Raw genomic sequence first — 13,603 nt, forward strand, 5'->3', positions numbered from 1 at the left:
CACCGAATGGAAGTTCCGCGCCGTCGGCCAGGGCTACGCCAGCGGCCTGCGCGGCATCGCCTCCGACTTCGGCGTCAACGTCTGACACCCGCCGCACACCGCCCCACCGGGGCACCAGGACCGGCTCAGCCACCATCGGCTGGGCCGGTCCTCGCCCGTCCGCGCCACCCCGCGCCACTCCTCCCCCGGAAGGGCGTCCCGTGTTCTCCCGCCCCACCTTCGTCGACGACGCGGCGGTCGCGCGGGCGTGGCCGCGCACTGGCTGCCCGGGGCCACCGGGGCCGTCCATCTGCCCTGGGGCTTCGGTGCGTACCACTGGCGGGTCTCCGACGGCGGCACGACCCTGTTCGTGACCCTTGACCGGCCGGGGCGCCGGCACACCGGGGACTCGCTCGAAGCCGCGTACGCGGGAGCCGCCGACTTGGCAGCCGCCGGAGTGGACGCGGTGTGCGCGCCGCTGCCCGCCCGGTCCGGGCGCTTCACCGTGCACCTGGGGGACGCGGGGGCCGTGGGAAGCGAGGAGACCGCGGGCGGCGCCGGGGCCGGGGCGCTCTCCGTGACGCCCTGGCTGGAGGGCCGGACACCGACCGGGGCGCAGGCGGGCGAGCGCGCTCACGTATGCGAAGTCGTGGGTGCCCTTGCCGCGCTGCACCGCGCCGAACCGCCCGCCGGGCCGCGCGCCTGGGCCCCGCGATGATCGAACTCTTCGCGCTCGACTGGCGGCTCTCCGAGATCGCCGAGTACGCGGACTGGTTCGCGGGACCGCACACCGGCACCGCCGACGACCACACCGCGCTCGCGGACCTGTACGAGGAACTGGGGGACGCTGCGGGCGGGGGGTGAGTGGCGCGGGCCCGGGCCAGCGGCGGTGGCGGGGGTGGGAGATCGGCGGCAACGGGGCGGAACGGGAAGCGGGGGCAGTGGCGAGGCGGAACGGAAAGCGGCGGCCGGGGGGCGGGAGCGGGAGAACCGGAAGCGGCGGCGGGCCGGCGGCAACCGCAAGCGGGGGCAGGGGCAGAGGCGGGAGAAGCGGGGGCGGGGGCGGGGGCAGGGAGAACCGGAAGCGGTGGCGGGGGAACTCGGGGCGGATCAGAATCGTTGCATCGGCACAGACGATGCAAGAGGAGCCACCCTTTGTCCGCCACCCCGACGGACCCGGACCCCCCGGGGCACTGTCCCCGACCACCCCGCCCTCGCACTGCCGGAGCCACGCGCCCGGCTGAGGCAGGCGGCCCCGGCACCCGGCGGGGTGGTGTTCGATGAGTGCCGTGCTCGGCCTGCTCGCCGTTCTCGTCCTGACCGCGGGCACCGGCTACTTCGTCGCCCAGGAATTCGCCTACGTCTCCGCGGACCGGCTCGCGCTCGCCCGTGCGGCGCAGGCGGGCGACCGGCGCGCCGCCCGTGCCCTTGAGGTCCTCGAACGGCTCTCCTTCATGCTGTCGGGGGCCCAGCTCGGCATCACGGTCACCGGTCTCGTCGTCGGCTTCCTCGCCGAGCCGTCCGTGTCCGCGCTGCTCGAACCGGTCCTGACCGGCATGGGTCTGCCCGGGGGCGCCGTCATCGGCGTCTCCGTGGCATTGGCCTTCGTGTTCGCCACCGTGCTCCAGATGGTCCTCGGCGAGCTGGCGCCGAAGAACCTCGCCATCGCCGTGCCCGAACGGCTCGCCAAGTCCCTCGCCGCCTCCACGCTCACCTATCTGAAGGTGGTGGGACCGGTGGTGCGGGTCTTCGACGGGGCCGCGAACCGCCTCCTTCGCCGAGTGGGCATCGAGCCCGTGGAGGAGCTGCACCACGGCGCGTCCCTGGAGGAGCTCGGCCACCTCATCGGCGAGTCCCACGAACGCGGTGAGCTGCCGAAGGACACCGCCGACCTCCTCGACCACGCCCTGGCGTTCTCCGACCGCACCCTGGACGAGGTGATGGTGCCGCGCGTCGACGCCGTCTTCGTACGCAAGGACGCGAGCGCCGGCGAGGCCGTCGAGCTCATCGCCCGGCACGGCCACTCCAACTACCCGGTCCTCGGCGACCACCCCGACGACGTCACCGGCGTCCTCGGCGTGCGCGAGCTGATGCGGACCGCGGGGCACCACCTCCCGGGCGCCACCGCCGCCGCCCTGGCCCGGCGGCCCCTGCTGCTCCCCGACACCCTCGAACTGCCACAGGCCGTACGGCAGATGCGGGCGCGCGACGACGAGTTCGCCGTCGTCCTCGACGAGCACGGCGGCGTCGCGGGCATCGTCACGTACGAGGACATCGCCGAGGAACTCGTCGGCGACATCGCCGACGAGAGCGACGAAGTGGTGCGGGTCGCCGTGCCCGACGGCGGCGGCTGGCTGGTGGACGCGGGCCGGCGCCTCGACGAGGTGGCCGGAGCCACCGGTGTCCAGCTGCCCGAGGACGACGACTACGACACCGTGGCGGGGCTGATCGTGGACCGGCTCGGCCGTTTCCCCGCCGTCGGCGACCGCCTCACACTGCGCCTGGCCGACGGCTCCGACGCGGTCGTCGACGTACGCGCCCTGGACCGGCACGTCCCCGCACGCGTACGCCTGGAGCGGCTGCCCGACGCGGGACGGCACCCGGACGCGCGGACCGACGGGCCGCACGCACGGGCCGACGGGCCGCACGCACGGGCCGACGGGCCGGACGCGCGGGGCGACGGCGGGGAGGCCCGCTCATGAGCTTCCCCCTGGCGGTGTTCGTCACCGTCCTGCTCCTGATCGGCAGCGGCTTCTTCGTCGCCGCCGAGTTCGCGCTCGTCGCCGCCCGCCGCCACCGCGTGGAGAAGGCGGTGGCCGAGGGCCGGCGCGGCGCCAAGGCGGTGCTCGCGGGCATGCGCGAGCTCTCCCTGATGCTGGCGGGCGCCCAACTCGGCATCACCGTGTGCACCCTCGGCCTCGGCTCCCTGTCCAAGCCCGCCATCTCCCACGAACTCGACCCGCTGCTGCACCGCCTGGGCCTGCCGAGCGGCCTGAGTTACGGCGTCTCCTTCGCCGTCGCGATGATCGTCGTGGTGTTCCTGCACATGGTGCTCGGCGAGATGGCCCCCAAGTCGTGGGCCATCGCCCGTCCCGAGCGGTCCGCGATGCTCCTGACCCCGGCGTTCCGTGCGACGGTGACCGCCGTGCGGCCGCTCATCCGGCTGCTCGACCGGGTGAGCAACAGCCTGGTGCGCCTGTGCCGGGTCGAGCCGCGCGCCGAGCTGACCTCGGTGCACAACCGCGAGCAGCTCACGCATCTCGTCGCCGAGTCCCGGCGGCTCGGCCTGATCAGCCAGGACGACTCCGAGCTGATCACCCGCTCCCTCACGGAACCGCTCACCCCGGTGGGCGATCTCCAGACCCCGGCCGCGGACGTCGTCGCCGTCGAGGCCGACGCCCGCCCCGAGGACGTCCTGCGCACGGCGGCCGAGCACGACCGCACCCGGCTGCTCGTCCGGGACGGAAGCACCGTGCTCGGGTCGGTGCACGCCCGGGACGCCCTGGTGGCGCGGGCCCGTGGCCGGGGCACCAGCGCCCGCGACCTGGCCCGCCCGCTGCCCGAACTCCCGGCGGACACCCCGCTCGCCCACGCGGTGGAGCGACTGCGCCACCACCGTGCCTCGCTCGCCCTGGTCTGCGACGACTCGGGCCGCCTCACGGGCATGGTCGCCCTGGACGACCTGCTCGCCCGCTACCTCAAGCCCACGGCCTGACGCACTCCTCCTCGACGCGGTACGGGCCGAGCGGCGGCAGGTGGACCGCCGTCAGCCCGGGGTCCGTGCCGTCTTCGTACGCGCGGCACGGTGAGCGCCGTCGGCGGGGTCCCGCTCACCGTGCGCAGGGGTGAGACGTACGGCTTGGTCGGCGAGTCCGGCTGCGGCAAGACGACGCTCGGCCGGATCGTGGCGGGCCAGGAGGTGCCGACGGCGGGCACGGCCCGCTTCGACGGGCGCGACCTGGCCGGTCTCACCCGCGCGGAGCGCCGCGCCCACCGGCGCCGCGTCCAGATGGTGTTCCAGGACTCGACAGCCGCGATGGACCCGCGCATGCGGGTCGGTGAGATCCTGCGCGAGCCGCTGGTCATCCAGCGCGTGGGCAGCCGCGCCGAACCGGGAGCGGCGCACCGCCGAACTCCTGGACGCCGTGGGCCTGCCGCGCGGCGCCGTGCGCCGCTACCCGCACGAGTTCTCCGGCGGCCGGCGCCAGCGCCTCGGCCTCACGCGGGCGTGGACGCTCTCGCCGGACCTGGTGGTCGCGGACGAGCCGGTGTCGGCGCTCGACGTGTCGGTGCAGTGGAGTCGGGTCCCGCCGGGCAGGTGTACGCGAGCCCGCTGCACCCCTGCACCCGTGGCCTGCTCACCGATGGCTCCGTCGTCGCGCACACCTCCCGCGCGAGCGGACAGCGGGTGCGGAAGCGGTAGCCCGAAGGGGCCCTCGCCGCCGGGCGCCGAGGACCACCGGGTCGCATGTCACTTCCCGCTCACCGCGTCTCGGCTACCGTCGGTCGTATGAACGACGTGGCGACCCCGCTCGGGGGTGACGGCGACGACCTCGCCGCCGCCCTCACCCGCGGGACCCTGGTCCTGGACGGCGGCCTGTCCAACCAACTGGAGGCCGCGGGCCACGACCTGTCCGACGCCCTCTGGTCGGCACGGCTGCTCGCCGAACGGCCCGACGCGGTACGGGCGGCGCACCGGGTGTACTACGAGGCGGGCGCCGACATCGTGACCACGGCGAGCTACCAGGCCACGTTCGAGGGCTTCGCGCGGAACGGCGTCGACGTGGTCAGCACGGCCGAACTGCTGCGGCTCGGCGTCACGTTGGCGCGCGAGGCCGCGGCGGCGACGCGCACGGACCGTCCCCTGTGGGTCGCGGCGTCGGCAGGTCCGTACGGCGCGATGCTCGCCGACGGCTCCGAGTACCGCGGCCGCTACGGCCTGTCCGTGGCCGAGCTGGAGCGCTTCCACCGCCCCCGCCTCGAGGTCCTGTCCGACGCGGCGCCCGACGTGCTCGCCCTGGAAACCGTGCCCGACATCGACGAGGCCCGTGCCCTGCTGCGCGCGGTGCGCGGCCTCGGCGTGCCCGTCTGGCTGTCGTACACCGTGGCGGGCACCCGCACCCGGGCTGGGCAGCCGCTCACCGAGGCGTTCGCGCTCGCAGCCGAGTCCGACGAGGTCGTCGCGGTGGGCGTCAACTGCTGCGACCCGCGCGACGCGGACACCGCCGTGCCCCTCGCCGCCCACATCACGGGCAGGCCCGTCGTGGTCTACCCCAACTCCGGTGAGACCTGGGACGCCACCACCCGCTCCTGGCGGGGCCCCGACCGCTTCGCCCCGCGGCGGGCGGACGGCTGGCGCGAGGCCGGCGCGCGGATCGTCGGCGGCTGCTGCCGCGTGGGCCCGGCGGCGATCGCCGCGGTGGCGCGCGAAATCCACGGCTGACCCGCACCCTGAGCTGGGCAGACGCGGTGTCGGGGCGTCGTTGTCAGTGGCTCGGTGCACACTGAGCCGTACTCGAGACAACGTCGTCCGGAAGGTGCCAGCCATGGTTGACGTCCTGCTCACCGTAGGCACGCGAAAGGGCCTGTTCGTCGCCCGCCGCACGCACGGCACGTGGCGGTTCGACGACGGGCCGTACTTCAACGCGCAGGCGGTCTACTCGGTCGCGATCGACACCCGCGGCCCGGCGCCGCGCCTCCTCGTCGGCGGCGACAGCGCGCACTGGGGCCCGTCGGTGTTCCACTCCGACGACCTGGGGCGCTCCTGGACGGAGCCGCAGAAGCCCGCGGTGAAGTTCCCGAAGGACACCGGCGCCTCCCTGGAGCGGGTGTGGCAGCTGCACCCGGCCGCCGCGGAGCCCGACGTGGTGTACGCCGGCACGGAGCCCGCCGCGCTGTTCCGCTCCGAGGACCGCGGCGAGAGCTTCACGCTCGTCCGGCCGCTGTGGGAGCACCCGTCGCGCTCGCAGTGGGAGCCGGGGGGCGGCGGCGAGGGGCTGCACACCGTCCTCACGGACACCCGCGACCCGGGCTCCGTGACGGTCGCCGTGTCCGCGGCGGGCGTGTTCCGCACCGAGGACGGCGGGGCGAGCTGGCGGCCGTCCAACTCCGGGGTCTCCGCGGTGTTCCTGCCGGATCCGGACCCGGAGTTCGGCCAGTGCGTGCACAAGGTGGCCCGAGATGCCGCGGACCCGGACCGCCTGTATTTGCAGAACCACTGGGGTGTGTATCGCAGCGACGACGCCGGCGCCCACTGGACGGACATCGGCGAGGGCCTCCCGTCGGACTTCGGCTTCGCGGTGGTCGCCCACCCGCACCGGGGCGACACGGCGTATGTGTTCCCCGTGAACGCCGACGCGGACCGTGTCCCCGCCGACCGGCGGTGTCGTGTCTACCGCACGGCCGACGCCGGAAAGAGCTGGGAGCCGCTGAGCGAAGGCCTGCCGCGGGGCGACCACTTCGGCGTGGTGCTCCGGGACGCCCTGTGCACGGACGGCGCGGACCCGGCGGGCCTCTACTTCGGCAACCGCAACGGCGAGGTGTACGCGTCGGCGGACGACGGCGACACCTGGCAGCAGCTGACCTCGCACCTGCCGGACGTCCTGTGCGTGCGCGCCGCGGTCCTGGAGTGAGCGGTGCGGGCGGTGGCGAGCTTCGGCACGGGGTGATCGGCGCGATGTGTACGGCAGTAGAGTGACGCTCCGTGGCACCACGACCCTTGCATGAAATCGTCGAAGCCGGCTGGGCCAAGGCCCTGGAGCCGGTGGCCGAACAGATCGCCTCCATGGGTGACTTCCTGCGCGCGGAGATCGCCGCGGGGCGCACCTATCTGCCGTCCGGAGCGAATGTGCTGCGCGCTTTCCAGCAGCCGTTCGACGAGGTGCGCGTACTGATCGTCGGCCAGGATCCCTACCCCACCCCCGGGCACGCGGTCGGTCTGTCCTTCTCGGTGGCGCCCGAGGTCAGACCGCTGCCCGGCAGCCTGATCAACATCTATCGCGAGCTGAGCGACGACCTCGGTCTGCCGCAACCCTCCAACGGCGACCTGACGCCATGGACCCGGCAGGGCGTGCTGCTGCTCAACAGGGCGCTCACGACGGCCCCGCGCAAGCCCGCGGCGCACCGCGGCAAGGGCTGGGAGCAGGTCACCGAGCAGGCGATCCGGGCGCTCGCCGCGCGCGGCAAACCGATGGTGTCCATCCTGTGGGGCCGTGACGCCCGCAATCTGCGGCCGCTGCTCGGCGAGCTGCCGTCGGTGGAGTCCTCGCACCCCTCGCCGATGTCGGCGGACCGCGGCTTCTTCGGGTCGCGGCCGTTCAGCCGCGTCAACGACCTCCTGGCGCGGCAGGGCGCGCAGCCGGTGGACTGGCGGCTGCCGTGACGGAGCGGACGGTCGTCCTCGGCGTGGACTCCGGCGGCTCGGGGCTGCGTGCCGTGCTCGGCGGCCTGACCGACGTCCCGCCGGCGGGCGGTCCCGTGCGGTCGCGGGAGCCGGTGCGGACCGGCCCCCGCGGCATCGACGCCGCCCATATGCTGGAGCAACTGACGCCCATGGTGCGGCAGTTGCTGGCGGCTGCGGGCGGAGGGCGGATCGCCGCGGTGGCCGTCGGTGCCGCCGGGGCGGCGACGCTCGGCGACGACCTGCGCGCCCGGCTGCCCGGTGCGCTCGCCGAGCTGTTCGGGGTGCGGCGGACGGCGCTCTCCGCCGATGCCGTGACGGGTTACGCGGGCGCGCTCGGCGGGCGGCCCGGCGTCGTCGTCGCCGCGGGCACCGGTCTGATCGCCCTCGGCACCGATCTGACCAGGTGGCGGCGGGTCGACGGCTGGGGCCATCTGCTCGGCGACTGCGGCAGCGGCGCCTGGATCGGGCGGGCCGGTCTGGAGGCGGCGATGCGGGACTTCGACGGGCGTCCCGGCGGTTCGGCCGCGTTGCGCGCCCGCGCCGAGGAGGTGTTCGGCGGACCGCTGTCGGGCCTGCCCGGTCAGCTGTATCCGCGGGCGGACAGGACCGCCGTGCTCGCCGCGTTCGCGCCCGAGGTGGGTCGGTGCGCGGCGGACGGCGACCCCGTGGCCGTCCGCGTCCTGCGGGAGGCCGCCGGGCACATCGCGGACGCGGCGGTCGCGGCCTGCCCGCCCGCCGGTTCCTGCGACGTCTCCCTGACCGGCGGTCTCCTTCAGCTCGGCGACCCGCTCATGGCGCCCCTGGAGGCGCGCCTGACGGAGCGTCTTCCCCACGCGCACCGCGTTCCGGCCGCGGGCGACCCGCTCGACGGCGCCGTCCACATCGCCACCGCCCTCGCGACGGACACCCTCGAACTCCCCCGTGACCCACATCTGCTGTACGTGACGGAGTGACGGGTCGCTGTGCGCTGTGCCGCTGTGCGTGACGGAGTGACGGGCCGTCGTGCCGCCGTGCGTGACGGAAGGGCGAGAGACGCGCCGCCGACGTGCCGTCCGTGCGTACCCGCGCACGATCCACGCGGCACCCGAGGCGTCGGCCAAGCACCGCCCTAGGACACCCACGTACACCGAAGTACGCCCACGTACGCCGAAGTACGCCGACGTACGCCCAAGTACGCGCGGACGCCACGCAGGCACCGCGCAAGCACCCCGCACGGAAGTGCCGTTTCCGCTCGCTCCACGCGTCCCGTACAACCCCAGGGGACGCATGGAACATCATGCGTCTCCTCCCCCTCTCCCCACCCATCCGACAAAGCGGACTTATACCGCTGACCTGCACCCTCCCCGAACGGCGGAGGCCCGCAAACCAGTAGCATGCGGCGCCATGAGCTCCCCCACTGGGCCCGCATCGGGCCTGCCCGTACGAATGCCGCGACCCCGACAGCCGGGCCGGCACCGCCGCCCGGAGCCCGTCGCGGCTCCCGAGGGCGCGCCCGCGCTGGTCCTCGCCGTGCCGGGCGTCCCCAGCACCAGCACGCGCGGCCTCGCCGAGGAAGCGGCCTCCATCGCGCGCTCCGAGCTGCCCGGCCTCGACGCCAGGATCGGCTACGTCGACGGGACGGACGCCGACGCCGGCCCGTCGGCCGAGTTCCCCACGCTCCAGGCCGTGCTCGCGCGCACCGCCGCCGAGCGCACCGCACGCTACGAGCAGGCGCTGGCCGCCGGCGTCGAGGACGCCCGCCGCCCCGAGGGTCCCGTCGCCGTGGTGGTGCCCCTGCTCGCGGGCCCCGACAACGCGCTGATGCGCCGCATCCGGCAGGCCGTGATGGACAGCCGTGCCGCGGCCGAGCTGGCCGACGTCCTCGGCCCGCACCCGCTGCTCGCCGAGGCGCTGCACGTGCGCCTGTCCGAGGCGGGCCTGGCCCGCGCCGACCGCGCGCGTCTCTTCACGGTCGCGACCGCGGCGGACGGCATCGTCCTCGCCACGGTCGGCGGCGACGAGGCCGTGCAGGCGGCGGGGATCACCGGCATGCTGCTCGCCGCCCGGCTCGCCGTACCGGTGATGGCCGCCGCGCTCGACGAGGACGGCTCCGTCGCGGCGATCGCCGAGCAGCTGCGCGGCTCGGGATCGGCCCAGCTGGCCCTCGCCCCTTACCTGATCGGCCCCGAGATCGACGCGAGCCTGCTGGAGGCGGCCGCGAAGGAGGCGGGCTGCGCCGTCGCCGAGCCGCTCGGCGCCTACCCCGCGATCGGCAAGCTGGCCCTGTCCAAGTACACGACGGCGCTCGGCATCACGCCGCCGCAGCCGTCCGGGGTACCGGCGCGCTGACGCACGGCAGCCGGAACGCGGGACATGTGGAGGGCCGCCCCGATCGCGGGGCGGCCCTCCACATGTCCCGGGGCGGTCGCCCCCGCCCCTCCCCCGCCACACGGAAGCGGGCGCGGCCGCTCAGGCGAAGACCACGCAGCTCGCCGCGGGAACGCCGATCGCCCCCGCGCTCCGGGGCAGTCCGCTGTCCGCGTCGAGGGCGAACCAGGTGACGTCCCCCGACCGCTCGTTGGCGGCGTACAGAAAGCGCCCTGAGGGGTCTATGGCCAGGTCACGGGGCCAGGCTCCGCCGCAGTCCACGGAAGCCGTCAGACGGGCAGCGGCGCCCCCGTCGTCGAGGGCGAACACGGAGACGACGTCGACGCCCCGGGTCGCCGTCCACAGGAAGCGGCCGTCGGGCGCGACGACGACCTCCGAGGGGTAGGCGTCGCCCTCGATCTCACCGGAGAGCACGGGTGTCTCGGCGAGCGGCCGGAGAGTGCCGTCGGCGGGGTCCCAGGAGCACACCGTGAGGGTGGGCGCGAGTTCGTTCAGGACGTACGCGAAACGGCCGCCGGGGTGGAAGGCGAGGTGCCGCGGCCCCGTACCCGGCCGCAGCGCGACCTCGTGCCGCACGGTGAGTCCGCCCGCACCGGGTGAGCAGACCCGTACGGAGTCGGTGCCGAGGTCGACGCCGAGCACCCAGCGGCCGCTGGGGTCGGACAGCACCTGGTGGGCGTGCGGGCCTTCCTGGCGCGACGCGTCGGGCCCCGAACCCGTGTGTTGCAGCACGCCCGCGGGGGCGGGGGCCAGGCCTCCGTCGCTGCCGATGGGCACGCTGGTGACGCTGCCGGAACCGTAGTTCGCTGTGTGGACCTGCCCGGCGTGCACGGCGAGGTGGGTGGGGCCCGAAGCCCGCACGGACACCGGCGCGCCGAGCGGCTGCACGGCGTCCCCGGCCGTGCGGAACGCGGCGACCGTCCCCTCGGGGCTCTCGCTCACCGCGTAGAGGGTGCCGCCGTCCGCCGACAGCGCCAGGTACGAGGGGTCGGCGATGGCGTCCGACGACCCCAGGGCGGTCAGCGCGCCGGACGCCGCGTCGAACGCCGCGGTGACGATGCCCGGCCCTCCCGCCTGCGTGAAGGACCCGATGTACGCCCGCCGCTCCTGCCCGACCACTGCGTTCCCCTCTCGGTTCGCCTCGGGCGCCGCGCCCCGGCGGCACCACGGAGGTGACGCTAGCAGCTGGTCTGGACCACTGGGAGCGGAAGGGGCACCCCGTACCCGAGCCGGTACGCCCGGTGCGTCAGGCGCCGACGAGCCGCCGCCTGCGCGGCGAACTGCGCACGGGCGCCGCGAGTTCGAGCAGCGCGTGCTCCAGGCGGTGCAGATGCGCGAGGGCGGGTTCGGTGACGCCGGCGTGCTTCACGGCGGCCGGCGCGGGACCGGCCAGCGCCTCCTCGGAGGCGATCAGCGCCTCGACGGCGGCCTCGACCCTGGCGCAGGCGGCGGCGAGGCGGTCGTCGTAGGAGGCCTCGGGGTCGGCGGCGATGGCGGTCAGGCTCCGCGCCCGCGCCGCGCACTCGTCGAGCAGCGCGATGACCTGGTGCGCCCGGGCCCGCCGCGCGCGCAGCGGGCTGAGCGGGTGCACGAGCGGCGCGAGCGAGAGCCGCACCCGGGCGAGCGTCAGCTCGAGATCGGCGATGTGCGGGGCGGGGTCGGCCGTGGCGGAGCCGGAGAGGCGGGCGGCGGCTTCCCGGGTGCAGGCGTGCACGGTGCGGACCGCCCGCTCGATCCAGGCGGTGGTCGTGTCGTGGGTGGTCACGGGCAGCACGAGGAGCACGGCGAGCACCGCGCCGAGCGCACCGGCCCCGGTCTCCAGGAGCCGCAGCGCGAGCAGCCCGGGGTCCAGGACGCCGAGCAGGCCGTAGAGGCCGCCCGCCATCACGGTCACCGACAGCATCATCCAGGTGTACGAGACGGCGGCGGTGTAGAAGATCCCGAAGACGCAGACGGCGACGAGGACGGCGGTCGGCACGAGGGCGCCGTGCAGCGGCAGGACCACGACGGCGCCCACCGCGATGCCGATCAGCGTGCCGAGGACCCGGCGGAAGCCGCGGACGAGGGTCTCGCCGCGCGACACGGTGTTCACGAAGATCCACCAGGTGGCGCCCACGGCCCAGTACCAGCGGTCTCCGGAGAGCTGGTGGCCGACGACGAGGGCGATGGCCCCGCCGAGTGTCGCCTGGACGGCCTGCCGCGTGGTGGCCCGCGCGAGCCCCCGGCGCGCGGCGAGCACCGGCACCGCTGGGGCCGACAGGCGCCGCTCGTAGCACCACAGGCCGAAGCGGACGGTCGACGACGCGAGCAGCGCCACGCCGATCGCTCCGTAGAGGTCGGGAAGTTGCGCGAGCTCGGTGTGCAGGAACTGCGCCGCGAAGAAGGTCATGAACGCGAACACGCCGAGGGAGTGGCCCCGTGGCCCCCACCTGCGCGCGTACACGCCGACGCCCATCACCGCGAGGAACGCCAGGTCGCGCGCGACCGGGTGGTCGTGCAGGAGCGCGGCGAGCGCGAGGACGGGGAAGCCCACGACGGGCAGCAGCGCGGTGGTGACCGCCTGCGCCCGGACCGTCGTGTCCAGGACGGTGAACAGCGCGAGCAGCGCGGCGAGCCCGGAGATGATCGCCGCGACCAGCGAGTGGCCGATCAGGGCGCAGGCCCCGACGGCCAGCGAGATGCCGAGGACGGCTCGGGTGGCGCTGCGCAACCGCAGCCGCCCCGGATCCGGAGCCACGAACATCGACTTCAGCACAGCTCTGCCACCCCTCTGCGGTCCCGGCGGTCATGGCCTGTCCGACTCCGGACAGGAGGACTCCGGACAGGAGGAGTCCGGACCTGACGCATGCGGACACGAATGCGGACATGAATATGGCGCCGCGGGATTCCGCAGCGCCATCGACAGAACCATCACATCATTTGGGGGCCCGGTGGCTCAACCGGGACTCAGGCGACAGGGCCATTGGCCCAGCGCGAAGCCCCGGAGCCGGTGCGTCGTCGGGCCAACGGCCACGTCGTCGCACCGGCTCCGGGGTTCGGGCGGGAACGGGGCTCAGGTCCCGGGCTTACGGCCGTAGGTGAAGACGTCGTCGCCCTTGCGGAGCATGTTCCAGTACTTGACGGCGTCCTTCTTCGTCATGTTCACGCAGCCGTGCGAGCCCGGCGGGGCCCAGACGCTGATGCCGACGGAGTGGAAGGCCTGACCGCCGTCGAAGAACTGGCTGTAGGGCATCGCCACGTGGTACAGGCTGGAGACGTGGTCGATGTCCCGCCAGTAGACCTTCTTCAGGCCGGTGCGGGTCTCGTGTCCGTTGCGGCCGGTGCGCACCGGCACCGGGCCGTACTTCAGGGTCTTGCCGTCCTGGATCCAGCTGAGCTGACGCGTCAGGTCGACACAGGCGATGCGGCCCTTGTTCACCGGGCACTTGCCCGCCTTGTTCGGGTTGGTGCCCGCGGCCTTCTGCTTGTTCATGAGATCCATGACGCCCCAGGTCACGGCTCCCGCGTAGCCCGCGTTCGGGCTGATGGAGTGCTTCGTCTGGAAGGCCTTGATGGCCTTGCAGTCGGCGGTCGACTGCCGGCCGTCCACCGGGCGGCCGAGGAACTTCTCGACCTTCTTCTGGTACGGGCCCGCCTGCGCCGAGCACGACGCGGCCTGCGCGGTGGTGCTCCCCAGGGCCACCGTGAGCGGGGCCACCAGCGCGGTGATCCCCAGAGCGACGACTCCTCGTCTGCGTATGTCCCCCACTGTGGTCCACTCCTCGTATCTCGTGACGCATCTCGTGACGCATGCCGTGACGCATGTCGTGTCATACGTCGTGCGTCGTATGTAGGTGTTCGCCGACGTGTGTCGGT

The 13,603-nt window shown here is 74.5% G+C and carries 14 protein-coding genes and 1 pseudogene; 12 read left to right on the forward strand and 3 right to left on the reverse strand.

Translation table 11 applies throughout. The features are described 5' to 3' along the window. The 12 genes and pseudogenes from ACH4DX_RS06135 to ACH4DX_RS06190 all read left to right on the forward strand — a co-directional run. Positions 1-85, forward strand: an 85-nt coding sequence (locus ACH4DX_RS06135) for a TerD family protein (RefSeq protein WP_398154735.1), incomplete at its 5' end; no start/stop codon positions are given. Between the two features lie 162 nt (positions 86-247). Beyond that, positions 248-697 (forward strand): phosphotransferase, encoded by a 450-nt coding sequence (locus ACH4DX_RS06140; RefSeq protein WP_398154195.1) that lies wholly within the window; start codon positions 248-250, stop codon positions 695-697. After that, positions 694-843: a hypothetical protein gene (locus ACH4DX_RS06145; protein WP_398154196.1), complete on the forward strand. Its 150-nt coding sequence runs from the start codon at positions 694-696 to the stop codon at positions 841-843. Before ACH4DX_RS06140 ends, ACH4DX_RS06145 begins: the two co-directional genes overlap by 4 nt. Before the next feature lie 416 nt (positions 844-1,259). Beyond that, on the forward strand, positions 1,260-2,681 hold the full coding sequence (locus ACH4DX_RS06150; protein ID WP_398154197.1) for a hemolysin family protein: 1,422 nt from the start codon (positions 1,260-1,262) through the stop codon (positions 2,679-2,681). Continuing rightward, complete coding sequence (locus tag ACH4DX_RS06155; RefSeq protein WP_398154198.1) at positions 2,678-3,694, forward strand: hemolysin family protein; 1,017 nt, start codon at positions 2,678-2,680, stop codon at positions 3,692-3,694. Before ACH4DX_RS06150 ends, ACH4DX_RS06155 begins: the two co-directional genes overlap by 4 nt. Positions 3,695-3,814: 120 nt before the next feature. Beyond that, a pseudogene (locus tag ACH4DX_RS06160) lies at positions 3,815-4,009 on the forward strand (ATP-binding cassette domain-containing protein); the annotation flags it as partial. 136 nt (positions 4,010-4,145) lie between these two features. Next, positions 4,146-4,493, forward strand: a complete 348-nt coding sequence (locus ACH4DX_RS06165) for an ATP-binding cassette domain-containing protein (protein WP_398154736.1) — start codon at positions 4,146-4,148, stop codon at positions 4,491-4,493. Then, positions 4,490-5,422 (forward strand): homocysteine S-methyltransferase, encoded by a 933-nt coding sequence (gene mmuM, locus ACH4DX_RS06170; RefSeq protein WP_398154199.1) that lies wholly within the window; start codon positions 4,490-4,492, stop codon positions 5,420-5,422. The genes ACH4DX_RS06165 and mmuM overlap by 4 nt, the downstream gene beginning before the upstream one ends. 103 nt (positions 5,423-5,525) lie before the next feature. After that, on the forward strand, positions 5,526-6,611 hold the full coding sequence (locus tag ACH4DX_RS06175; protein WP_398123269.1) for a WD40/YVTN/BNR-like repeat-containing protein: 1,086 nt from the start codon (positions 5,526-5,528) through the stop codon (positions 6,609-6,611). 71 nt (positions 6,612-6,682) lie between these two features. Continuing rightward, entirely contained in the window at positions 6,683-7,360 is a 678-nt protein-coding gene (locus ACH4DX_RS06180) for a uracil-DNA glycosylase (RefSeq protein WP_398154200.1), read from the forward strand. Next, positions 7,357-8,334, forward strand: coding sequence for an N-acetylglucosamine kinase (locus ACH4DX_RS06185; protein WP_398154201.1), 978 nt, complete (start codon positions 7,357-7,359; stop codon positions 8,332-8,334). The genes ACH4DX_RS06180 and ACH4DX_RS06185 overlap by 4 nt, the downstream gene beginning before the upstream one ends. 430 nt (positions 8,335-8,764) lie before the next feature. Next, positions 8,765-9,709: a sirohydrochlorin chelatase gene (locus ACH4DX_RS06190; RefSeq protein ID WP_398154202.1), complete on the forward strand. Its 945-nt coding sequence runs from the start codon at positions 8,765-8,767 to the stop codon at positions 9,707-9,709. Between the two features lie 120 nt (positions 9,710-9,829). Here the strand turns inward: ACH4DX_RS06190 and ACH4DX_RS06195 are convergent, their stop codons facing one another. The 3 genes from ACH4DX_RS06195 to ACH4DX_RS06205 all read right to left on the reverse strand — a co-directional run bounded on the left by ACH4DX_RS06195 (position 9,830) and on the right by ACH4DX_RS06205 (position 13,496). Then, positions 9,830-10,867, reverse strand: coding sequence for a lactonase family protein (locus tag ACH4DX_RS06195; protein ID WP_398154203.1), 1,038 nt, complete (start codon positions 10,865-10,867; stop codon positions 9,830-9,832). Positions 10,868-10,994: 127 nt separating this feature from the next. Next, positions 10,995-12,503, reverse strand: coding sequence for an FUSC family protein (locus ACH4DX_RS06200; RefSeq protein WP_398154204.1), 1,509 nt, complete (start codon positions 12,501-12,503; stop codon positions 10,995-10,997). A 297-nt stretch (positions 12,504-12,800) separates the two neighbouring features. After that, complete coding sequence (locus ACH4DX_RS06205) at positions 12,801-13,496, reverse strand: L,D-transpeptidase (protein ID WP_398123263.1); 696 nt, start codon at positions 13,494-13,496, stop codon at positions 12,801-12,803. Between the last annotated feature and the right edge of the window lie 107 nt (positions 13,497-13,603).

Origin of the sequence: Streptomyces sp. NPDC017940 (assembly GCF_044328435.1) — a bacterium.
Lineage (GTDB): Bacteria > Actinomycetota > Actinomycetes > Streptomycetales > Streptomycetaceae > Streptomyces.